The organism is Streptomyces sp. DSM 116793, from assembly GCF_057320905.1.
The window spans coordinates 4,592,019-4,614,151 of record NZ_CM170494.1; the positions used below are offsets into that span (position 1 = coordinate 4,592,019).

Below are 22,133 nucleotides of genomic sequence, written 5' to 3' on the forward strand. Positions count from 1 at the left end.
GCGGGGGTGGCAAAGATCGCCCGGGCGCTCATACTCGGGGGATGACCGCGTATGCGCCCGAGCCCGCGGATGAGCCGGGCTCCGCAGCCGACGGGGACGGCGCCCCCGGGACCGGCCCCGCCCACGGGCAGGCCGGTGCGGGCGCGCCCTGGCCCGTCTTCGACGCCGTCGTCCTGGCGGGCGGTGCCGCCCGGCGGCTCGGCGGGGCCGACAAGCCGGGGGTGAGCGTGGGTGGCCGGTCGTTGCTCGACCGGGTGCTGGCCGCCTGCGCGGCCGCGGGTACCACCGTCGTCGTCGGCGGTCGCAGGCCCACCTCGCGGCCGGTGGAGTGGGCTCTGGAGGAGCCTCGGGGCGGTGGTCCCCTCGCGGCGCTGCACGCCGGTCTCCGCAGGACGACGGCCGACCGCGTCGTCGTACTCTCCGCCGACCTGCCGTTCCTCGGCGAGCAGACGGTACGGCGCCTGCTGACGGCACTCGACGGCACCGGCGCAGGGGCCGGTGCCGAGTCCGGTGCCGACGGAGGCCCTGGTACGGGCGGGGGCCATGGTACGGGCGAGGGCCCCGGTTCCGGCCGGGGCAGCGGGGTCGACGCGGGCCGAAGCGGCACCCCCACTGCCGGTGCCGCCACAGTCGGCACCCCCGCGGCCGGCGCTGCCACGACTGCCGCGGGCCGCCCCGAGGGCGTGGTGCTCGTGGACGATGAGGGGCGTGAGCAACCCCTGGTCGGGGCCTATCTGAGTGAGCCGTTGCAGCGTGAGATCGCGCTGCTCGCGGCCGAGCACGGTGGCCTGACGGGCCTGCCGCTGCGGCTGCTCACCGCGGAGCTGTCCCTCACACGCATGTCCGACCCGGTCGCGTCGTTCGACTGCGACACCTGGGATGACATTGCCACGGCGCGATCACGGATCAGGGAGCATGGGCACGTGCTGGATGAATGGATGACCGCAGTCAAGGATGAGCTGGGCCTCGATCTCGACGTCGACACCGGCGTCCTGCTCGACCTCACACGCGATGTGGCGCACGGCGTGGCCAGGCCGGCGGCACCGCTGACGTCCTTCCTCGTCGGGTACGCCGCGGCGCTGAACGGCGGCGGACGCGAGGCCGTGGCCGAGGCGGCCCGCAAGGCGGCGGCGCTCGCCGCCCGCTGGGAGGCCGAGGACCGGCCCGGCAAACCGGACGCGGGATGACCGGCCGCCCCGCACGCCGGGACGCCCAGGGACGCCCGGCCGCCCCCGTGCACCCGGCACCCGGTGGCCGGACCGCCGCGGACCCCCCGCCCACGCCCGGCCACCCCGCCCCGGGGCACCCGGCCGCTGCGGAGCCCCCGGCTGCCGCGGGCCGTCCGTCCGGCTCCGGAGGCCATCAGGCCGGCCCCCAGGCGCACCGGCCGTCCTCCCACACCCACCCGCACCACCACGCCGCCACCCCCTGGCCCGAGGCCCGGGCCATCGCGGCACGGGCAGGCCGAGCCCAACACGCGGCCCGCGCCGGGGGCCAGGGCGACACCGGCCGTCCCCGCCGATCCGGCCTGCCCCCACAGCCGGCACAGCCAGGGCACCCCGCGCAGCGCGCACGGCCCGGGCGTCCCGCCCAGGACCCGCAGGCCGCAGCCGGATCCGAAGCCCCAGCCGGTGCCGGTGCCGGGGCCCGATGGACGCCCCTGGACGCGGCGCTGGGGCTGGTGACGGCTGCGCCGTTGATCGCGCTCACCGACCTGCCGTCGTTCGACAGTTCCGCCATGGACGGCTGGGCCGTGGCGGGTCCCGGCCCCTGGCTCGTCCAGGGGGAGGACGGCCGTGGCGCCTCGTCCCGCGGCGGCCTCTCCACCGCCCGGACCGCCCCCGGCATCCTGGCCGGCCACGAGGGTCCTGAGCTCCTTGGCGACGGCAACGCCGTCCGGATCGCCACCGGCGCCCGCATCCCGCACGACGCCACCGCCGTCATCCGCAGCGAGCATGGCCGCACCGACCACCACGGCCGGCTGCACGCCACTCACGAGGTGGTGCACGGTCAGGACATCCGGCCCCGGGGCCAGGAGTGCCGCAAGGGCGACCGGCTGCTGCCCGCCGGCGTCGTGATCACCCCGGCCGTGCTGGGCCTTGCCGCGGCGGCGGGGTACGACGAGGTGCCGACCGTGCCCCGGCCGCGCGCCGAGGTGCTCATCCTGGGCGATGAGCTGCTGACCGAGGGCCTGCCGCACGATGGGCTGATCCGGGATGCGCTCGGCCCCATGCTGCCGCACTGGCTGCGGGCCCTCGGCGTCGAGGTCACCGCCGTCCACAGGCTCGGCGACGATGCTCGGGCGCTCTACCGGGCCATCACCGGATCCGGGGCCGACCTGCTGGTCACCACGGGTGGCACGGCCGCCGGCCCGGTCGACCACGTGCATCCGACGCTGCGGCGGATCGGTGCCGAACTCCTCGTGGACGGGGTCGCCGTGCGCCCCGGCCACCCGATGCTGCTGGCCCGCACCGGGGAGCACCAGCACCTCGTCGGCCTCCCCGGCAACCCGCTCGCCGCGGTCTCCGGCCTGCTCACCCTCGCCGAGCCCCTGATCTGCGCGCTCCGCGGCCTCGGTGATCTCGGCGGCTCCGGCAACCCCGGTAGCCCTGGCAACCCCGGCGGCCTCGACGGTTCCGGCGCCGAGAGGCCCGTCCACTGGTCGTCGCCCGCCTCCTCGTCCCCCACCTCCCCGCCCGCCACCGCGTCGTACCGGGGCCGGGGCCATCCCGAGCGTGGGTCGCAGGCGGCCGCCGCCCGTTCTCAGGGGCACAGGGCCGTGGTCCGCGACGCGGTCCAGGGGCATCCGCGGGACACTCGGCTGGTGCCCGTCGCCCTCAGGGGCGTCGATGCCCTGCCGTTGCATTTCAATGGGCCCGCGATGCTCCGGGGGGTGGCGGCGGCCGACGCGCTGGCAGTGGTCCCGCCGGGTGGCGCGGAGGCGGGTGACGAGCTCGACATCCTGGATCTGCCGTGGGCACGTGGCGGAGGTGGGGCTTGGGAAGGCTGACCGGGTGCTCAACGGGGAGCTGGGCCGACGTTCGAGGGACTGTGGGCGTGCCGGGTGTTTCACGTGAAACGGTCCCGTCGCTTGTCAAGCACTGACACTCCCACCGTCAGCCAGCCGTAGGCCGACAGCTACAGCCCGACAGCTACAGCCCGGTAGCCGTAGCCCGGTAGCCGTAGCCAGGCAGCTACAGATGGGCAGCGGCAGCCCGGCAGGTGCGGGGACCGGTCAGGTGCGGACCGGTCAGGTGTGGCCCGGTCACGCGCGGAAGGTGGATCTCCTGATGGCGATCACCCGATCCGCGACCTGGAGCGTCGCCGCCTCCGGATCGGTGTAGTCGAGCACCCGCTTGCGGCGTACGACGGCCACGACGAGGTCGGAGCAGCCGCGCGGGGACCGGCCGATCTCGTCCTGGGCCACCGGGCGTTCCACCAGTTCCAGCCTGCTGCCCCTGGTCATCAGGGACTCCAGGGTGCTGGCCGCGTGGGAGCTGGCCATGGAGACGCCCAGCAGGCGCCCCGCGGAGCTGGAGCTGGTGATGACGGTGGTGGCGCCGCTCTGCTTGAGCAGCGGCACGTTCTCGTCCTCGCGGACCGCGGCGACGATGGTGGCGCGCCTGTTGAGCTGCCGGGCCGTGAGGGTGACCAGCGTGGCGGTGTCGTCGCGCTGCGGGGCGATGATCACCTGGGCGGCGCCGGGCAGTTCGGCCTTGCGGAGGGTGTCGGTGCGGCTGGCGTCCCCGAGGACCGCGACCAGGCCGTCGTTGCTCGCGGCGTCCACCGCCTTGCGCTGGGCGTCCACGACCACGATCCGTTCCCTGGAGACCCCTTGGCCGACCAGCGTCTCCACGGCGTGCCGACCCTTGGTCCCATAGCCCACCACGACGACGTGGTCGCGCATCCGGGAGCGCCAGCGGTGCACGCGCACCTGCTGGCGGGTGCGCTCGGTGAGCACCTCCAGCGTGGTGCCGACCAGGATGATCAGGAACAGCACGCGCAGCGGGGTGATGACGAAGATGTTGATGAGCCGGGCGGCATCGCTGACGGGGGTGATGTCGCCGTAGCCGGTGGTGGAGAGGGTGACGGTCGAGTAGTACGCCGCGTCCAGCAGGTCCACGCTGCCGTCGGAGTTGTCGTTGTAGCCCGCCCGGTCGACCCAGACGAGGCAGGTGGTGACGGCCAGGAGGGCCAGCGCCATCGCCAGCCGGCGCAGCACCTGCTGGAGGGGCGCGGTGCCCTCCACCGGCATGGTGATGGACCGTCCGGCCTCGGCGTCGTGGGCCTCCGATCGCGACCGATACCACAGGGACCGCACGATCGACAGCCTGCCTGCCCTGGCCGATGGCCGGTCGCCGTCCTTCATCGCTCGCTCCCCGCGCCCGTGATCGAGTCCGTCAGCACGGACCATGGTCGCGGAAGAAGTTCGGGCGGGGAAGATCGTGAACGGCAGAAGCATTCCGGGCTGACGGGTAGGAGCATTCCGGGCTTGACCGGCAGAAGCGCTCAGGGCGACCGGCAGCAGCCTTCGGGGTTACGGGCAGCAGCCATCGGTGTTGGGCAGAGGCCCTCAGAGGTGACCGGCCGGAGCCTTCGGGTGACGCGCAGAAGCCCTCCGTGATTCCGCGGAGGGCTTCTATATGCGATACCGGGCATTCGGGGCGGCCCGGCGGTCCGGCCCGGTGGTCCGGCCAGGGTCAGGCGTTCGGGTCGAACGGGATTCCGTCCGGCTTGGAGTTGGCCAGGGCGGAGTTGAAGGTGCTGTCGGTGATTTTGATGGTGGCCTCGCCGAAATCGGCGCTCATGAGCTTGTCGCGCAGCCCGGCGGGGTAGCCGTTCCATCCCACGAGGCGGGGGTAGAACCAGCCGCCGGTGGCGTTCTCCGGGGGCTCGTCGTTGTCGTTGGCGAACCGGAAGTCGTGCGTGGAGATGCCGTCCTTGTGATAAACGATCTTCGGGTGGGTACCGTCGAAACGCACCGAGGAACTCGGCGCGACCTGGTAGCCGGAGTGCTGGGACACCGAGACGTACTGCACCTGGTTGTTGTTGATCCACACCACGACGTGCTCCCAGTCGTGGGTGTGCCCGATGGCCGCGGGGCCCAGGGTGGCCTGGTCCTTCTCAAAGTAGCTGGCGTAGACGACCGCGCACCAGTCGTTGTTGCACTTCTCGCGTGAGTAGGTGTTGGCGGCGTCCAGTTGGGCCATGTCGTGGCAGTGCCCGTTCACGTCCCCGCCCAGTTTCAGGCCGGGGTTGATGGTGCCGTCCGCGCCGATCGCGGCGGTGGCGTAGCAGCCGTCGCCGTCGTAGTCGTACGCGGGCGAGAACGACTGCTCCAGTCCGTCGGCGTTCTGGGGCAGGGGCTGGAGGACGTCCGCGTTCGCGGTGGCAGGCAGGGCCACCACCAGGACCACGGCGCCGAGGGCGCTCGTGAGCGCCGACCGCCGGAGTCTGCCCCGGCGCCTGGGGCGGTCCACCGATTTCCCGGGATTCGTCGTCGATGACATCAGGCTGCGCACACCAGCTCCTCGGCAACACATATGGCGCGCGGATACCGCGTGAATTCCTCGCGCCGGTTCAGTGGTTTCTGTGCGGCGGAATCTCCTGCCGTGCCGGGGATCCTGGAGGCATGGGTCTCCGACGCGGGATTTCCGGTGATGCGGCATCAAATTAGCGGTGGCGAGGGCCTGATGCAAGCAATTGTGCTGGTGGGAAACGGTGCGGGAAAAGGCATTCCGGATATACGGTGAGATCTGCCAAGATAGAAAAACCAGGGTAATCAAACATTGCTGCAAAAATATCTGAACGCCGGTGAAGGGGTTGGTATTCGTGGCGTTCGGCGACCGCGGCGCTCCCGCGGGACGCCCACATGCTCCCGCGGGACGCCCATATGGCTCCCGCGAGACTCCCGCCCGACCCTCGACGGGACCCGTCGGGAAGCCCCCGCGCACCGTCGCGCGGAACGGACGTGTCCCCCGGGATTTCCGGGGCCGCCGAGCGGGCACGCTCCCGCAAGACTTGAGTCCCCGTCGTCCCCGTCGTCCCCGTCGTCCCCGTCGTCCCCGTCGTCCCCGTCGTCCCCGTCGTCCCCGTCGTCCCCGTCGTTCCTGTCGTCCCTGTCCCGGGGCCGCACTCGCCGCACCGAGGCCGCCCCGTCGCAGTGCTGGAGGTCCCGTGCGTGACCACACCGTCGTCATCGGCTTCGGTACGAAGGGCCGCTCGGCGATCCAGACCCTGTGCGCCACGGGCCCCCGGGAGCGTCAGGTGGTGGTCGTCGACCCCAGCGGCAAGGCCGTCGAGGCGGCCATGGCCGCCGGGTACGCCGGCATCGTCGGCGACGCCACCCGCACCGACGTCCTGCTGCGCGCCGAGGCGCAGCGGGCGCGGCAGATCATCATCGCCACCCAGCGCGACGACACCGCCGTGCTGGTCACCCTGACGGCCCGCCAGCTCAACGCCGGGGCGAAGATCGTGGCCGCGGTGCGCGAGGAGGAGAACGCGCCGCTGCTCCGGCAGTCCGGCGCCGACGCCGTTATCGTCAGCGCGGGCGCGGCCGGGCGCCTGCTCGGCCTCTCGGTGCTCAGCCCCAGCGCCGGGATGGTCATGGAGGACCTCATCCAGCAGGGCAGCGGGCTCGACCTCGTCGAGCGGCCCGTGATCAAGGCCGAGGTGGGACGTGACGTGCGGGAGTCCGAGGACCTGGTGGTGAGCGTGGTACGCGGGCACCGGGTGCTGGGGTACGACGACCCCGCCGTCGGCCCGCTGCAGCTCACCGACCGCCTGATCACCATCGTCCGCGCCGCGCCCGCCTCCGGTGGGCGGCCACACGGGACAGGCCCCGGGCACACCGCCCGCCGTGGCCCCGGAGAGTACCGTCCACCCCATGCATGCGATCACGATTCCTGAACCCGGAGGGCCCGACGCGCTGCTGTGGGCGGAGGTCCCCGACCCGGTGCCCGGTGAGGGCGAGGTCCTGGTGGAGGTGGCGGCCAGCGCCGTCAACCGCGCCGACATCCTCCAGCGACAGGGCCACTACGACCCCCCGCCGGGCGCGTCGCCGTACCCCGGACTCGAATGCGCGGGCCGGATCGCCGAGCTCGGTCCCGGCGTCTCCGGCTGGGCGGTCGGGGACGAGGTGTGCGCGCTGCTCGCGGGCGGCGGCTACGCGGAGAAGGTCGTCGTGCCCGTCGGGCAGCTGCTCCCCGTGCCCGAGGGCACGGACCTCGTCCAGGCGGCGGCGCTGCCCGAGGTGACCTGCACGGTCTGGTCGAACGTCTTCATGGTCGCCCACCTGCGTCCGGGCGAGAGCCTGCTGGTGCACGGCGGCTCCAGCGGTGTCGGCACCATGGCGATCCAGCTGGCGAAGGCGGTCGGCGCCAAGGTGGCCGTCACGGCGGGCAGCGAGGAGAAGCTGCAGCGCTGCGCGGAGCTGGGCGCCGATGTGCTCATCAACTACCGCGAGCAGGACTTCGTCGCCTCGGTGCGCGAGGCGACCGACGGGGCGGGCGCCGATGTGATCCTCGACATCATGGGCGCCAAGTACCTGGAACGGAACGTGAAGGCGCTCGCGGTCAACGGCCGGCTGGCCGTCATCGGCCTGCAAGGCGGCAACAAGGGCGAACTGAACCTGGGTGCCCTGCTCACCAAGCGCGCCGCCGTCACCGCGACCTCCCTGCGCGGACGCCCGGTGTCCGAGAAGGCGGCGATCGTCGCGGCGGTACGGGAGCACGTCTGGCCGCTGATCGGGAGCGGCCAGGTCCGGCCCGTCATCGACCGCACGATGCCGATGAGCGAGGCGGCGGCCGCACACCGGGTGGTGGAGGAGAGCGGGCACGTGGGGAAGGTGGTGCTGGTGCGGTAGGCGCGCCGGGCGCAGCCCACGCGCCTACCGGGTCGCCGGGTCGCCGGGTCGCCGGGTCGCCGGGTCGCCGGGTCGCCGGGTCGCCGGGTCGCCGGGTCGCCGGGTCGCCGGGTCGCCGGGTCGCCGGGTCGCCGGGTCGCCGGGTCGCCGGGTCGCCCGGCCTCCGGGCGGACAAGATGCCGGGCTTATGCCGTTATGCAACGCTTAATGGCGTACGTCTTGACGGCTCCGCCCGGGAGGGGGTCACCCCAGTGGCTCCGCGGTTCAGCAGGTTCCGTAAGCGCGGTGCAGGCCGTGGTGACCGGGCGTCCCATGCGGGCGGTGGAACTGGCGGTGGCAGTGCGCCCGCTGACGCGGCTGATGCCGGTGGTCCGGGTGACCTCGCTGATGCCGGTGACCTTGGGGAGTCCGACGCCAGCGAGCCCGACGATGCCGGTGACCACGGTGACCACGGTGACCACGGTGACCACGGTGACCCCCGTGGCGGTTACGTCGGAGGCCTTCGCGGGCCGTGCCGGGCGGCGCTCCGCGCGGCCGTCACGACTCTGGCGCTCGGGGCACTGGTCTGGCAGGGGGGCCCGGTGTACGGCGCCGCGGTTGCGGACGAGGGCGGCGTCGAGTACGGCATCGGCCTGGACGTGGCGGCCGGCGCGGCGCGGGCGATCGGGTCGGCCGCCCGCGGTGCGGTACACGTGGGAGAACCGGCATCACTGGGAGGACCGGGCTCTCTGGGAGAACCGGGACCCGTGAGAGCGGAGGGCCGCGGCGACGACCCGGCGGCCCTCCGGTGGGCGCGCCCCACGGGAGAGCGGAACGTGGGTACGGGGGGTACCGGCACGGCACGCCCCGGAGGGCGGGAACGCACCGGAATCGACACGCCGGCCGCCCGGTACGACGGCGTGCCCGGCGACGCACCCCAACGGCGCCCCGGACCACGAACCGGGGGTGCCGGTGGCCCCGGCGAGAAGGGCGACGGGGGCGGACACGGGGAACGGAACGAGGGTGGGCAGCACCAATGGCGTCACTGGCGTCCGGAGCACCCTCACGACCGGAGCGGAGCCCCGCCCCACGACCGGAACCGGAATGACCGGCACCATGACCGGGACGACAGGAACGACCGCCACCCCGGCAGCGGCGACCGCCACCGGCCCTGGGACCGCCACCGGCCCTGGGACCGGGACCGGGCGGGCCCGGACGGCCGGGACACCGACCACCGCCCGGCGAGGCCCCCCGGCCCGGCCGGAGAGCGGGGGCGAGAGCACCCCGAGCCCAGGCGGCAGGCAGAACGGACGGCACCCGCGGAGCCGTCCGCGTCCCGGACGTCCGGGCGGGAGTCCGGACGGAACCATGGAGATGAGGACTCCTCCTCGCGGGACGGGGACCGGACGGACGGCGACAGCTCGGCCACCGAGAGGACCCGCGGCGACGTGGACGCGGCCGGCACGGGCACGGACCGGGTGCGGGTGAAGGGGGCGACGTCCGGAGTGCTCTCGTTCGGCGCCGGCCTCCTGCTGATCGGCCTGGGCATCGGCTTCCTGGGCCTCCACCTGCGCCGCGGGTGAGGCGCCCGGAAGCGCCGGTCCGCGAGGAGCGCGGCTCCGGGACGACCTGACGGCACGGCTCGGCACAGCGAGCGGGATGGCTCCGAGGCACGCCGCCGGGAGCAGCACCCTCCCGAGGTCCCGAAGCGGAGTGAGGAAGCAATAAGGGGCGCCAGAGGCGCATGATCCCCCGTTCCCGCGCATGACTGCGCCCCTCCGCCCCCGTGCAGCCCGCACCCAGGCCGGACGGCAGGGACCCGCCCCGGCCCGTCGCAGGGCCCACGACAGGCGCCACGACAGGCAGGCGTCACGACAGGCTCCACGACAAGGGCCATGACCTGGGCAAGTAGATGGTGTGTGCAGAGAGGCCGGGGAGGGGCTGCGGCCCCGGTGGGTGGGGGTATGGGAGACAATGGACGCATGGAGAAGCCGAGGAACGAAAGGTCGCAGGAGAGCCCCAAGGTTCTGGTGGTGGGCCAGGACGGCATGGCACTCGGCGGCGGAGACAACGAGGACTCCCGCGAGGTCTCGGTAACGGATCAGGTGGAGCAGCCCGCCAAGGTCATGCGGATCGGCAGCATGATCAAGCAGCTCCTCGAGGAGGTGCGTGCCGCGCCCCTTGACGAAGCGAGCAGGCAGCGCCTCAAGGAGATCCACTCCAGTTCCGTGAAGGAGCTCGAGGACGGTCTGGCGCCGGAGCTGGTGGAGGAGCTGGAGCGCCTGTCCCTGCCGTTCACCGAGGAGGCCACGCCCACCGACGCCGAACTGCGCATTGCACAGGCCCAGTTGGTCGGCTGGCTCGAGGGCCTCTTCCACGGGATCCAGACGACGCTGTTCGCCCAGCAGATGGCCGCGCGGGCCCAGCTGGAGCAGATGCGCCGTGCGCTGCCTCCCGGCGTCGTCCCCGCTTCCGACGAGGGCGGCGACGACCGCACCGGCGGCCGCTCGGGCGGCCCGTACCTGTAGCGGCAGCCCACCGGGGCGCACCGAAGCCCACCGCACGGACGTCCGCAGCCGCAGCCCCACGACAGACGGGGCTGCGGCTGTCGCTCACCGAACCGCCGATGCGTTACCGGTGCGCCACCCCGCGCCGCACCCGTCCGCGCAGACCCGTCCCGACGGTCACACCCGTCCCGCGCCGCACCGTCCCGCGCCGCACGGCCTCGCGCCGCACCGTCCCGCGCCGCACGGCCTCGCGCCGCACCGTCCCGCGCCGCGCGGCCACGTGGCCGCACCCGCCCCGCGGTCACACCCTCACGCAGGGTTCCCGGTGGATATGTCGAGCTGGATCTTCCCCGGGTTCTTCGGGTCGACGTCCGTGCCGGCCGCCGGGAACTGCTTCATGACCGAGTCCTGGCCGTAGACGTTCTCGTCGACCATGGTGGTCTCGTAGTGCCAGCCGGCCGCCTGGAGGCAGGCCTGGACCGATTTCCAGTTCCTGAACTGGAAATCGGGCATCTGGACCTTCTTGGGGTCGTTGTACGACTCCTGCGGATCGGTGCACTTGGTGGTGTCGATGGTCTTGGTCAGGTCCGGACCGCGGTGGCCGGGCACGGCCGACGGGGACTTGTCCGCCTGGCCGCCGGCCTCGCCACCGTCGCCGTTGTTCAGCGTCAGGGCCGTGATCAGGCCGCCGACGGCGAGCAGCGCCACGACGATCGAGCCGACGATCAGCGGCATGCTGCCCTTGCGGCCGCCGCCGTCGGACGGACCGGACGTGGCGGTGGTCGGCTGGGGCGACATCGGGTACGGCGGCGGGGTCTGGCCGCCGTACGCCCCAGGGCCCTGTGTGGACGGCACGGGCGCCTGGTAGCCGCCCTGCTGCGGGTAGCCGTACCCGGCGGCGGGGGCCGGGGCGGGGGTGCCGTACGGACCGGGCTGGTACGGGGTCTGGACCGGGCCGGTGGGCGCCGGGGTGCTCTGGTCGACGGGCGGGAAGACCGCGGAGCCCACGCCCTGGCCGCTCGCCGACGGCGTGCCCGGCACGATGCTCGGGGGCGCGGGCTGCAACGACTGCGCGACGCGCAGGCACTCGTCGCGCATCGCCTCGGCGCTGGGGAAGCGTTCGTTGGGGTTCTTCCGCAGGGCGCGGGCGACCAGGGCGTCCACCGCGGGGGGCAGCGAGCGGTTGATCGAGGAGGGCGCGACCGGCTCCTCCTGGACGTGCGCGTACGCGATCGCCAGCGGGGAGTCGGCGTCGAACGGGAGCCGGCCGGTGACCAGCTGGAAGAGCATGATGCCGACCGAGTACAGGTCGGAGCGGGCGTCGACGCCGCGGCCGAGGGCCTGCTCGGGCGAGAGGTACTGAGGCGTGCCGACGACCATGCCGGTCTGGGTCATCGAGGTGACGCCGGACTGCATGGCGCGTGCGATGCCGAAGTCCATGACCTTCACGACGTTGCGTTTGGTCATCATCACGTTGCCCGGCTTGATGTCGCGGTGCACGAGGCCCTTCTCGTGGCTGATCTCCAGGGCCGCGAGGACGTCCGCGGTGATCTTCAGGGCCTTGTCGGCGGGCATCGCGCCGTACTGCCGGATGTCCTGGTCGAGTACCGAGCCGAGCGGGCGGCCCTCGATGTACTCCATGACGATGTAGGGCGTGGCGCCGATGCCCTCCAACTCGTCCTCGCCGGTGTCGAAGACCGAGACGATGTTGGTGTGCGTGAGCTTCGCCACGGCCTGGGCCTCGCGACGGAACCGCTCCCGGAACGCCTGCTCCCGGCCGAGCTCCGTGTGCAGTGTCTTGATGGCGACCTGGCGGTCGAGCACCGCGTCGTACGCCAGGTGGACGGAGGCCATGCCGCCCTCGCCGAGCAGGTCACGAAGCTGGTAGCGGCCTCCGGCCACGGAACGCCCCGCGTACCGGCCCCGTGCGCCCCGGCCCTGTGCGCCGTCCTGGCTCATGTTCTGCGTCCCCCATCGGCGCGGCGGTAGCTGCTCGGGTGCTCCCGCGGCTCGTGATCGTGCCTTATTCCCGGCCAAGTCTGCCCGAGGGCACTGACACGTCAAGTTCGGTGCCCGTTCCGTGACCCTACGGTCGGCAAGCGTTACAGGGTCAGTACGTGCGGGGTTCCCGGCGGGCCCGGGGGCCGGTCTTCGGGGCGCCCGGCGTGCGCCTTCTGCGGACGGCGCGCGGCGGGGGCGCCCGCCCCGGTTCGCTCCGGGTTCGCTCCGGATCTGGTTCCGGGTTCGCTCCGGGTTCGCTCCAGGTCTGCTCCGGGTGGGCCCGGCCCCGGTTTCGCGCAGTTCCCCGCGCCCCCTCGCGCGGCGCCTCGTGGTGGTCCGCTGCTCTTTCGTCGCCGGGCGGCCGCCGGTGGTTGTTCTGCGCAGTTCCCCGCCCCCTGGATCGGCCTCGCGTGGTGGTCTGCTGCTCTTTCGTGGCCGGCTGGCTGTCGGAGGGCGTTTTGCGCAGTTCCCCGCGCCCCTTGCGGGGTGGTCTCTTGTCTGTTTCGTCGCGGGCGGCCACTGGTGGTTGTTCTGCGCAGTTCCCCGCGCCCCTTGGGAGGGTGGCACCTTGCTGTTGCGTCGTCGGGTGGTCGGCCGTGGGGTTCAGCGTCTCCCGGGGGTTGGTGCGGGGGTTGGCGTGCGTGGCGGGAAAGGGGTGGAAATGGTTCCCTTTCCTTCGGGTTCCTGCTGTTTTCTTTGCATTCCTTACGGCTTTGCAAACGGCGCTTTCCGGCCCCGCGCCCGATCGCGGCTCCCCCCGGCCGTCGACCCCGCAGGCTTCCGCGCTGGTGCGGGGCGGATTTGCGGTGCGCGGCGGCAAGCGGTTCGATGGCCGGTCGGCTCCGGGGCCGGTCGTCCGGTCGGCCATCCCGGGACGGCGGGGTGCGGGAAGGCTGTAGCGTGGCCCGTGGGAGACCCCGGAGGACCGTAACAACCACCGCGCGGTCGCGGGAGCAACACCGCACGACGCGGGCAGAAACGACGGCGAGGACAGATGGCACAGACGCAACGCGCCCAGGGCCCGTCCGACCCCGAGGCGACTGGCGGTGGAATGTCAGATGCGCCGGAAATGTGGGGGAACGGCGGGCTTGTCGGGGATGGCCGCTACCGGCTGACCCGCAGACTCGGCCGGGGCGGCATGGCCGAGGTGTTCGCCGCCGAAGACGTACGGCTCGGCCGCACCGTGGCCGTCAAGCTGCTCCGCGCCGACCTCGCCGAGGACCCGATCTCCAAGGCCCGCTTCACGCGCGAGGCCCAGTCGGTGGCCGGCCTCAACCACCATGCGGTGGTCGCGGTCTACGACTCCGGCGAGGACGTCGTCGGCGGGAACACCGTCCCGTACATCGTCATGGAGCTGGTCGAGGGCCGCACCATCCGCGACCTGCTGCTCAACGCCGAGGCGCCCGGCGCCGAGCAGGCGCTGATCATCGTCTCCGGGGTGCTGGAGGCGCTGGCGTACTCGCACCAGCACGGCATCGTGCACCGCGACATCAAGCCGGCGAACGTGATCATCACCAACACCGGCGCGGTCAAGGTGATGGACTTCGGCATCGCCCGTGCCCTGCACGGCGCGCAGCAGACCATGACCCAGACCGGCATGGTCATGGGCACGCCCCAGTACCTCTCGCCCGAGCAGGCGCTCGGCAAGACCGTCGACCACCGCTCCGACCTGTACGCGACGGGCTGCCTGCTCTACGAACTGCTGGCGCTGCGCCCGCCGTTCACCGGAGAGACCCCGCTCTCCGTGGTCTACCAGCACGTCCAGGACCCGCCGGTGCCGCCGTCCCAGGTCTCCGGGGACGTGCCGCCCGAGCTGGACGGCCTGGTGATGCGGTCGCTGGCGAAGGAGCCGGACGACCGGTTCCAGACCGCCGAGGAGATGCGCGGCCTCGTCCAGTACGCGCTCCAGATGCTCTACGACCACGGCAGCCACAACGGCACCTGGAACACCGGCCCCGTCGATGTGCACGAGCGCGGCAACACCCCGGCCATGGGCCTCGCGGGCACGGCCGCGCTGCCGCACCCCGGCGAGCACGGCACCACCCAGGTCCCGGTGGTGTACCCGGGCCCCGGCGACGGCGGCCACGGCGGCGGGCGCCGACGGCACGGCAAGGCGTGGCTGCTCGTGGTGCTCGCGGTGCTGGTGATCGCCGTGGGTGTCGCGGTGGCGCTCAAGCAGGCCGGCGGCGGCACCGAGTCGCCGTCCACGCACCACTCGCCGTCCAGCACGCACAGCACCGACGACCAGCAGCCCAGCCAGTCCTCGGACGACCAGAGCACGGACGGCGCCACGGACCCCGGCACCAGTTCGGACGCCGGCACCGGCTTCACGCCGTCGTCGCCTCCCACGGACGGCGGCCAGTCCAACCCGACGCCCACCGAATCCGCCCCGTCCGGCAACCCCTCGCAGACCCGCCAGAAGCCCCCGCCGCCCCAGAAGCCCACGGACAAGCCGACCCCGCCCAGCACCGAGCCCTCCGACGAGCCGACAGGACCGACCGAGGGCACCGACGGCGGTTCCACGGGCGACCCCGGCACCACAACGGGGGGCTGACGGCCACGGATCGGGGCGGCCACGCGTCGCGGCCGCTGAATCGCCGACGGCCATGGAACCGCGGCGGTACGGAACCGCGGCGGCCACCGAACCCCTAACGGCCTCTGAACCGCGGACGGCTGTCCGGCCCTCCGCCCTCCACCCACCGGCCCGCCGGCCCGCCGCCCGCCTCCCTGCGCTGGGCATCCGCCGGCCCGCTGACCGGCGGTGCACACGGGATCCGTCGTGCGCGGTACGCGCACCGACCCGCCACGGGCGCCCGGCGACGCGGCGCCTGGCGACGCCGCAGCCGGCGACGCGGTAGCCGCCGACGCGGTAGCCGCCGACGCGGCAGCAGGCCCATCCGAACGGCTCTTTCCGGGCCCGGAGCCCCGGTGCCCCCACGCACCCGGCCCCGGGCCCCCGGTCTCTCGGGACGGCACCGCAAGCGCGCCCCCACGCGCGCGTGCGCCCGTCTCCGTGACCGGCCCCCGTGGCCTCTCGCGAGCGCCCTCGTGGCTTCTCGCGAGCGGTCAGGTACCCCGTCCCAAGCCCCGTACACGCGCGTCCACGGGACCCGTACACGCCCACCAGGCCGCTCGCGCCCGCCGGATACGCACATGGCCCCGTGGGCGGCTACCGACGCGGGGGCGGTGCCGGTACGACGCCCGCTCACGATCTCTTCCGCTGCTCCGGTCGGCGGGATAACGTGCCGGTGTTCCGGTGGCCTGCAACGCTGAGACGTGGACCTTCCGAGGTCCTGACCAGCAACGTTGTCCGAATCTCGGTTTTTACTTGGAAATCCAAGCAAAATCCCAGGTCAGATGGGGTTTCGCAGATATGCGAAGCTCTGGGTAACGTGCCTCTTGCAGGGCACTCGCCGGAGCACCTGTCACGCCTGTTCCCGGCCGAGTCGCACCCACCCCGTGCGGGGGCCGGGTCCGGGCGAGCCGCTCCCTTCCGTCCACCAGGACGGGAGGGTTCCCAGTTCCCGGCGACCCCGGGGGCCGGACCGACGGAGGAGCACACGTGACCGTGGAGAGCACTGCCGCGCGCAAGCCGCGCAAGCGCACAGGGGCGAAGAAGCCGCCGGGCGGCACGCCCGACCCCGATCTCATCCAGCTGCTGACGCCCGAGGGCAGGCGGGTCGCCCCCTCGAAGAGCGCACGCGGCACGCGGACTTCCCGTACCGCGGGCGCCCCCACACCCGAGGAACTCGCCGAGTACATCGCCGACGTCACCGTCGAGGACCTGCGCGGCTACTACCGGGACATGGTGCTGACCCGCCGCTTCGACGCGGAGGCGACCGTCCTCCAGCGGCAGGGCGAACTGGGCCTGTGGGCGTCGCTGCTGGGCCAGGAGGCGGCGCAGATCGGCTCGGGACGCGCCACCCGCGAGGACGACTACGTCTTCCCGACCTACCGCGAGCACGGCGTCGCCTGGTGCCGCGGCGTCGACCCGACCAACCTGCTGGGCATGTTCCGCGGCGTGAACCACGGCGGCTGGGACCCCACCACCAACAACTTCCACCTCTACACGATCGTCATCGGCTCCCAGGCGCTGCACGCCACCGGCTACGCGATGGGCGTCGCCAAGGACGGCGCCGACTCCGCCGTGATCGCCTACTTCGGCGACGGCGCCTCCAGCCAGGGGGACGTCGCCGAGGCGTTCACCTTCGCCGCCGTCTACAACGCCCCCGTGGTGTTCTTCTGCCAGAACAACCAGTGGGCCATCTCCGAGCCCACCGATCGCCAGACCCGGGTGCCGCTGTACCAGCGCGCCCAGGGCTACGGCTTCCCCGGCGTACGCGTCGACGGCAACGACGTGCTCGCCTGCCTCGCGGTGACCAGGTGGGCGCTGGAGCGGGCCCGGCGCGGTGAGGGCCCGACGCTCATCGAGGCCTTCACCTACCGCATGGGCGCGCACACCACCAACGACGACCCCACCCGCTACCGCGACGCCGAGGAGTACGAGTCGTGGCAGGCGAAGGACCCGATCGGGCGCCTCCGCAGCCATCTGGAGTCCGAACACCACACTGATGAGGGATTCTTCGCGGAACTCGAAGAGGAGAGCGAAGCGTTGGGCAGGCGAGTGCGCGAGGTGGTGCGGTCCATGCCCGACCCGGATCACCTCGCGATGTTCGAGCACGTGTACGCGGACGGCCATGCGCTCGTGGACGAGGAGCGCGCGCAGTTCGCCGCCTACCAGGCGTCGTTCGCCGACGCATCCGACACCGAGGGGAGCCGGTGACCATGGCGGTACAGAAGCTTCCGCTCGCGCGTGCCCTCAACGAGTCGCTGCGCAGGGCGCTGGAGACCGACCCCAAGGTCCTCCTGATGGGCGAGGACGTGGGCAAGCTCGGTGGCGTCTTCCGCGTGACGGACGGCCTGCAGAAGGACTTCGGCGAGGACCGGGTGATCGACACCCCGCTCGCCGAGTCCGGCATCATCGGCACCGCCATCGGCCTCGCCCTGCGCGGGTACCGCCCGGTCGTCGAGATCCAGTTCGACGGCTTCGTCTACCCGGGCTACGACCAGATCGTCACCCAGCTCGCGAAGATGCACGCGCGCGCCCTGGGCAAGGTCAAGCTCCCCGTCGTCGTCCGGATCCCCTACGGCGGCGGCATCGGCGCCGTCGAGCACCACTCCGAGTCTCCGGAGGCCCTGTTCGCGCATGTCGCGGGCCTGAAGGTGGTCTCGCCGTCCACCGCTTCCGACGCCTACTGGATGATGCAGCAGGCCATCCAGAGCGACGACCCGGTGATCTTCTTCGAGCCCAAGCGGCGCTACTGGGACAAGGGCGAGGTCGACACGGAGGCCATCCCCGGCCCGCTGCACGCCGCCCGCCTGGTCCGTGAGGGCACCCAGCTCACCCTCGCCGCCTACGGCCCGATGGTGAAGGTCTGCCTGGAGGCCGCGGCCGCCGCCGAGGAGGAGGGCACCTCCCTGGAGGTGATCGACCTGCGCTCCATGTCGCCGATCGACTTCGACACCGTCCAGCGGTCCGTGGAGAAGACCGGCCGGCTCGTGGTCGTGCACGAGGCGCCCGTGTTCCTCGGCACCGGCGCGGAGATCGCCGCGCGCATCACCGAGCGCTGCTTCTACCACCTGGAGGCGCCCGTGCTCCGGGTCGGCGGCTACCACGCCCCGTACCCGCCCGCGCGCCTGGAGGAGGAGTACCTGCCGGGCCTGGACCGCGTGCTCGACGCCGTCGACCGCGCGCTGGCGTACTGAGGAGCGCGGAACGGTGACTAGCACGAGTAACACGAGCAACGCGAGCGGCGCGGTACGCGAGTTCCGGATGCCCGACGTGGGCGAGGGGCTGACCGAGGCCGAGATCCTGAAGTGGTACGTCCAGCCCGGGGACGCGGTCACCGACGGCCAGGTGGTCTGCGAGGTCGAGACCGCCAAGGCGGCCGTGGAGCTGCCCATTCCGTACGACGGCGTGGTGCGGGACCTCCGCTACCCGGAGGGCACCACGGTGGACGTCGGCCAGGTGATCATCGCCGTGGACGTCTCCGGCGGTGCCGCGCCCGACGACACCGGCGCGCCCGGTGGGGGCGCCGCGGCAGGCGGCGAGCCCGGCGGTTCCGGGGCTCCCGCCGCCCCCGGGCGTGCCGAGGACGGCGAGGAGCGGCAGGCCGTGCTCGTGGGGTACGGGGTCGCGCAGTCGTCGTCGAAGCGGCGGCCCCGCAAGAGTGCGGCGGGCGGCGACGTGGGGGTCGCGGCCGAGGCGGTCCAGGCCGAGCTGAACGGGCGCGGGGGCCCCGCGGGGCCGGCGGGCACGGCGGGTCCGGCGTCCACGGCGGGGACGGTTCCGCCGGAGGCGGGCCCTGCGGGTGCGGTGGCCACGGGTGCGCCCTCGGGGACGGCGCCAGCGGCGGGTGCGGTGCCCGCGGCCGGTGCGGTTTCCGGTGCGGCACGGCCGCTGGCCAAGCCGCCGGTGCGGAAGCTGGCCAAGGATCTCGGTGTGGACCTCGCGCAGGTCGTCCCGTCCGGGCCGGACGGGATCATCACCCGGGAGGACGTGCACGCGGCCGCGGCGCCGACGGCTCCGGCGCCCGAGGAGCCCACGCCCAAGGCTCCCGCCGCGCCGGCCGGTGCGGTCGCCGGTGCGCCGGTCGGTGCCGGTGAGGCCGCCACGGCCCCCGGCTTCGCCGCTGCCGGGGTGCGCGAGACACGGATCCCCGTCAAGGGGGTGCGGAAGGCCACCGCGCAGGCGATGGTCGGCTCGGCGTTCACCGCTCCGCATGTGACGGAGTGGGTGACGGTGGACGTCACCCGGACGATGAAGCTCATCGACGAGCTGAAGCGGGACGCCTCGACGTACGGTCTGGAGGGCCTGCGGATCAATCCGCTGCTGATGGTCGCGAAGGCGCTGCTCGTCGCGATCAAGCGGAATCCCGGCGTCAACGCCTCCTGGGACGAGGAACGGCAGGAGATCGTCCAGAAGCACTATGTGAACCTGGGCATCGCGGCGGCGACGCCACGCGGCCTCATCGTTCCCAACATCAAGGACGCGCACGCCAAGACGCTGCCCGAGCTGGCGCAGGCGCTGGCCGAGCTGGTGAGCACGGCCCGGGAGGGCCGTACGTCACCGGGCGCCATGCAGGGCGGGACGGTGACGATCACCAATGTCGGGGTGTTCGGCGTCGACAGCGGGACGCCGATCCTCAACCCCGGGGAGTCGGCGATCCTCGCGGTGGGGGCGATCAAGCTTCAGCCGTGGGTGCACAAGGGGAAGGTCAAGCCCCGCCAGGTGACGACGCTTGCGTTGTCCTTCGATCACCGGCTGGTGGACGGGGAGCTGGGGTCTCGGGTGCTGGCGGACGTGGGGGCGTTGTTGGAGGAGCCCAAGCGGTTGATTTCCTGGGCCTAGGACCCGGCCGGCCGACGGGGCGCCGCCCCCGTCGGCCGACCGGGTGGGTGCTCTGGCGTTCCTGGCTTTTTGCCGGGGCCCAGGGCTCTTTTTTGTGTGCCGGACTTCCGAGGAAGAGGTCTTCGTCAAAAACGATCTTCACTCATCAGGGTGTAGATGAGACCCGTCCGTGTTCAGGCGGGACGGGACGCCACACAATGACTCTCCGTGAGGGGTGGGGGGCGCGGCCGGGGGCCGAAGCATGTGGGCGTGCGGTATCTGCTGTTGCTGGTGCTGGGGATCGCCGGAGCGCTGGCGCTGGCCTGGTACTTCGAGTTGGGGATGGTCGCGACGGCGGCCACGGGGCTGCCCACCCTGGCACCGGCCTACCTGGCCTGGAAGTCGTTCCAGCGCGACCAGGCCGAGGCCGCCGCGGTGGGCCTGGAGACGGTCGCCGACCAGCTGGCGCAGGTGGTGAAGAAGCAGTGGGACCATGAGGCCGCGATCCGCCGGGTGAACGACCCCTACCCCCTGCCGGTCGCCTGGCGTGCCGCCGATCCGGACCTGATCGAGCCCTGGCCCCTGCTGACCGAGGTGGCATCCGCCTGGCCCGGCGGGCCGCCGGGGGATCCGACCCGGTGGCCCGCGGACGCCGCGGGACTGGCAGGCGTGGACGCGCAGATCGGCGAGGTGTTCGCCCAGCGGGTGCCCACCCGCCGCCTGGTGGTGCTGGGCGAGCCCGGCACCGGCAAGACCATGCTGCTCATCCGGCTCCTGCAGGACCTGATCGAACGGCGGCGGGGCGGCGACATGGTGCCGGTGCTGTTCTCCCTGGCGTCCTGGGACCCCGCCCGCCGGCCCCTGGACGGCTGGCTGGCGGAGCAGCTCCGGCGGAGCCACCCCGGCCTGCGTGCCCCGGCCCCGGTGGCCGTGCCCGGTGCGGGCCAGGCCGACCTGGCCCAGGCCCTGCTGGACGCCCGGCGCATCCTGCCGCTCCTCGACGGTTTCGACGAACTGCCCCCTGCCCTGCACGCCCTGGCCGTCGACGCCCTCAATCGGGGCGTGCCGGCGAAACAACCCCTGGTGGTGGCCAGTCGTGCCGCCGCCTACCGTGCCGCCCTCACCCGACCCGGCACCATGGTGCGGCTGAACGGCGCCGCCGGTATCCACCTGCTGCCGCTCACCGCCGACCAGGCGGCCGCCTACCTGCGCCGCGACGCGGGCGGCCCGGGCACCCCCACCGCCGACCGGTGGAACACCGTGATCGCCCACCTGGGCACCGCTGCCTCCGTCGGGCAGGCGCTGAGTACTCCGCTGGGCCTGTTCCTGGCCCGCACCATCTACAACCCCCGCCCGGGCGCCCGTGCCGCCTCCGGCCTCGTCCCCGAGCCGGACGAACTGGCCGACACCGCGGCGTTCCCCACCCGGGCCGCCCTCGACACCCACCTGTTCAACGCCTTCACTCCGGCCGCCTACACCTCGGGCACCCTCAATCCGCCCCGCTGGTCGGCACCGCGGGCCCACCGCACCCTCGTCTTCCTCGCCCGGCATCTTCAGGCCCACTGCGGCGGCAGCCCCGACCTTGCCTGGTGGGAACTCCGCCACGCGATCCCCGCACACACCCACACCCTGGTGGTCGGTTCCCTGTCCGGGCTCTCACTCGGGCTCGGGCTCGGGCTCAGGTTCGGGCCCTGGCTCGGGCTCGCGGCCGCGATCGTGGGCGGGGCGGCGGTCGGGATCGCCGGCAGGAACATGCACCCGAGCACCCCGAGCGGGCGGCTGCGCTGGTCGTCCGGCTCGCTCACACGAGGGCTCGCGCTGGGGCTGGCGGTCGGGCTCACGCTCGGGTTCGGGGCCGGGTTCGCGTCGGGGTCGGTGGCCGGGCTGACGGTCGGCCTGGCGGTCGGACTCACCGTGTGGCTCACGGGGGGCCTCACCGCGGAGGTACCCGACCTGACCACGGTGGTCGGACCGGTCACGCTGCTCGTCCAGGACCGCCGCACCTTCCTCGCGGTCGGTCTCTCACTCGGCAGCGCGATCGGACTGGCGGCCGGACTGACGGTCGCGCTCCCCGGCGGCTCACTCGTGGCCGGACTGATGGTCGGACTCACCGTCGGTCCCACGGCCGGGCTCGCGGTGGGTCTCGAACGCACGGCGTGGGGAGTCCTGGTGGTGGCCAGGGCCTACCTGGCGTTGCGCCGCCGCGTCCCGTGGAGACTCATGGCGTTCCTCCAGGACGCCCACGAGCACCGGGGTGTGCTGCGGCAGGTGGGGGCGGTGTACCAGTTCCGCCACCTCGACCTGCAACGGCATCTGGCGCATCAGCCTGGGCGGCGCTGAACCGGGCTTCGGCGCCCGGTGGTTCGCGGGCACGCTCGGCGAGGCCCGGGCG

14 protein-coding genes and 1 pseudogene are annotated in these 22,133 nt (G+C 73.1%); 11 read left to right on the forward strand and 4 right to left on the reverse strand.

Annotation, left to right across the window (positions count from 1 at the left end; translation table 11 throughout):
• The first annotated feature begins 41 nt into the window (after nucleotides 1–41).
• The gene (locus ACSMXW_RS17790; protein ID WP_485807675.1) at nucleotides 42–1,187 is read left to right on the forward strand and encodes an NTP transferase domain-containing protein; all 1,146 of its coding nucleotides are present in this window, start codon (nucleotides 42–44) and stop codon (nucleotides 1,185–1,187) included.
• Nucleotides 1,184–3,010 carry a molybdopterin molybdotransferase MoeA gene (locus ACSMXW_RS17795; RefSeq protein WP_485807676.1) on the forward strand — a complete coding sequence of 609 codons (1,827 nt, stop codon included), beginning with the start codon at nucleotides 1,184–1,186 and terminating at the stop codon, nucleotides 3,008–3,010. Before ACSMXW_RS17790 ends, ACSMXW_RS17795 begins: the two co-directional genes overlap by 4 nt.
• A gap of 255 nt (nucleotides 3,011–3,265) precedes the next feature.
• Here the strand turns inward: ACSMXW_RS17795 and ACSMXW_RS17800 are convergent, their stop codons facing one another.
• Both ACSMXW_RS17800 and ACSMXW_RS17805 read right to left on the reverse strand, forming a co-directional pair.
• Nucleotides 3,266–4,369, reverse strand: coding sequence for a potassium channel family protein (locus tag ACSMXW_RS17800; protein ID WP_485807678.1), 1,104 nt, complete (start codon nucleotides 4,367–4,369; stop codon nucleotides 3,266–3,268).
• A gap of 331 nt (nucleotides 4,370–4,700) precedes the next feature.
• On the reverse strand, nucleotides 4,701–5,510 hold the full coding sequence (locus ACSMXW_RS17805) for an NPP1 family protein (protein WP_485808119.1): 810 nt from the start codon (nucleotides 5,508–5,510) through the stop codon (nucleotides 4,701–4,703).
• Between the two features lie 667 nt (nucleotides 5,511–6,177).
• On the opposite strand from ACSMXW_RS17805, the pseudogene ACSMXW_RS17810 reads away from it, so the two are divergent.
• Nucleotides 6,178–6,909: pseudogene (locus ACSMXW_RS17810) on the forward strand (potassium channel family protein); the annotation flags it as partial.
• Entirely contained in the window at nucleotides 6,887–7,864 is a 978-nt protein-coding gene (locus tag ACSMXW_RS17815) for an NAD(P)H-quinone oxidoreductase (protein ID WP_485807679.1), read from the forward strand. The pseudogene ACSMXW_RS17810 and the gene ACSMXW_RS17815, both read left to right, overlap by 23 nt.
• Nucleotides 7,865–8,049: 185 nt before the next feature.
• Here ACSMXW_RS17815 and ACSMXW_RS17820 read toward each other — a convergent pair whose 3' ends face one another.
• Nucleotides 8,050–8,325, reverse strand: a complete 276-nt coding sequence (locus tag ACSMXW_RS17820; RefSeq protein WP_485807681.1) for a hypothetical protein — start codon at nucleotides 8,323–8,325, stop codon at nucleotides 8,050–8,052.
• A 966-nt stretch (nucleotides 8,326–9,291) separates the two neighbouring features.
• Here ACSMXW_RS17820 and ACSMXW_RS17825 point away from each other — a divergent pair.
• Complete coding sequence (locus ACSMXW_RS17825) at nucleotides 9,292–9,426, forward strand: hypothetical protein (protein ID WP_485807682.1); 135 nt, start codon at nucleotides 9,292–9,294, stop codon at nucleotides 9,424–9,426.
• Between the two features lie 399 nt (nucleotides 9,427–9,825).
• Nucleotides 9,826–10,371, forward strand: coding sequence for a bacterial proteasome activator family protein (locus ACSMXW_RS17830; protein ID WP_485807684.1), 546 nt, complete (start codon nucleotides 9,826–9,828; stop codon nucleotides 10,369–10,371).
• 288 nt (nucleotides 10,372–10,659) lie between these two features.
• On the opposite strand, the gene ACSMXW_RS17835 is transcribed toward ACSMXW_RS17830, so the two are convergent.
• Nucleotides 10,660–12,309 carry a protein kinase domain-containing protein gene (locus ACSMXW_RS17835; RefSeq protein WP_485807685.1) on the reverse strand — a complete coding sequence of 550 codons (1,650 nt, stop codon included), beginning with the start codon at nucleotides 12,307–12,309 and terminating at the stop codon, nucleotides 10,660–10,662.
• Nucleotides 12,310–13,345: 1,036 nt separating this feature from the next.
• On the opposite strand from ACSMXW_RS17835, the gene ACSMXW_RS17840 reads away from it, so the two are divergent.
• The 5 genes from ACSMXW_RS17840 (at nucleotide 13,346) to ACSMXW_RS17860 (ending at nucleotide 22,081) form a co-directional block, all read left to right on the forward strand.
• A complete protein-coding gene (locus tag ACSMXW_RS17840; RefSeq protein ID WP_485807687.1) occupies nucleotides 13,346–14,905 on the forward strand; it encodes a protein kinase domain-containing protein in 1,560 nt (519 codons plus the stop codon).
• 1,008 nt (nucleotides 14,906–15,913) lie between these two features.
• A complete protein-coding gene (pdhA, locus tag ACSMXW_RS17845; RefSeq protein ID WP_485807689.1) occupies nucleotides 15,914–17,134 on the forward strand; it encodes a pyruvate dehydrogenase (acetyl-transferring) E1 component subunit alpha in 1,221 nt (406 codons plus the stop codon).
• A 2-nt stretch (nucleotides 17,135–17,136) separates the two neighbouring features.
• Nucleotides 17,137–18,117, forward strand: a complete 981-nt coding sequence (locus ACSMXW_RS17850; RefSeq protein WP_485807691.1) for an alpha-ketoacid dehydrogenase subunit beta — start codon at nucleotides 17,137–17,139, stop codon at nucleotides 18,115–18,117.
• 67 nt (nucleotides 18,118–18,184) lie between these two features.
• The gene (locus ACSMXW_RS17855) at nucleotides 18,185–19,762 is read left to right on the forward strand and encodes a dihydrolipoamide acetyltransferase family protein (protein WP_485808121.1); all 1,578 of its coding nucleotides are present in this window, start codon (nucleotides 18,185–18,187) and stop codon (nucleotides 19,760–19,762) included.
• A gap of 249 nt (nucleotides 19,763–20,011) precedes the next feature.
• Nucleotides 20,012–22,081 (forward strand): NACHT domain-containing protein, encoded by a 2,070-nt coding sequence (locus ACSMXW_RS17860; protein WP_485807693.1) that lies wholly within the window; start codon nucleotides 20,012–20,014, stop codon nucleotides 22,079–22,081.
• Nucleotides 22,082–22,133: the final 52 nt, after the last annotated feature.

What these genes read in the sequence shown, in the direction of transcription:
- ACSMXW_RS17790 (WP_485807675.1), top strand. Translation starts at nt 42, where the DNA reads ATGACCGCGTATGCGCCCGAGCCCGCGGATGAGCCGGGCTCCGCAGCC.
- ACSMXW_RS17795 (WP_485807676.1), top strand. Translation starts at nt 1,184, where the DNA reads ATGACCGGCCGCCCCGCACGCCGGGACGCCCAGGGACGCCCGGCCGCC.
- ACSMXW_RS17800 (WP_485807678.1), bottom strand. Translation starts at nt 4,369, where the DNA reads ATGAAGGACGGCGACCGGCCATCGGCCAGGGCAGGCAGGCTGTCGATC.
- ACSMXW_RS17805 (WP_485808119.1), bottom strand. Translation starts at nt 5,510, where the DNA reads ATGTCATCGACGACGAATCCCGGGAAATCGGTGGACCGCCCCAGGCGC.
- ACSMXW_RS17815 (WP_485807679.1), top strand. Translation starts at nt 6,887, where the DNA reads ATGCATGCGATCACGATTCCTGAACCCGGAGGGCCCGACGCGCTGCTG.
- ACSMXW_RS17830 (WP_485807684.1), top strand. Translation starts at nt 9,826, where the DNA reads ATGGAGAAGCCGAGGAACGAAAGGTCGCAGGAGAGCCCCAAGGTTCTG.
- ACSMXW_RS17835 (WP_485807685.1), bottom strand. Translation starts at nt 12,309, where the DNA reads ATGAGCCAGGACGGCGCACAGGGCCGGGGCGCACGGGGCCGGTACGCG.
- ACSMXW_RS17840 (WP_485807687.1), top strand. Translation starts at nt 13,346, where the DNA reads ATGGCACAGACGCAACGCGCCCAGGGCCCGTCCGACCCCGAGGCGACT.
- ACSMXW_RS17850 (WP_485807691.1), top strand. Translation starts at nt 17,137, where the DNA reads ATGGCGGTACAGAAGCTTCCGCTCGCGCGTGCCCTCAACGAGTCGCTG.
- ACSMXW_RS17855 (WP_485808121.1), top strand. Translation starts at nt 18,185, where the DNA reads ATGCCCGACGTGGGCGAGGGGCTGACCGAGGCCGAGATCCTGAAGTGG.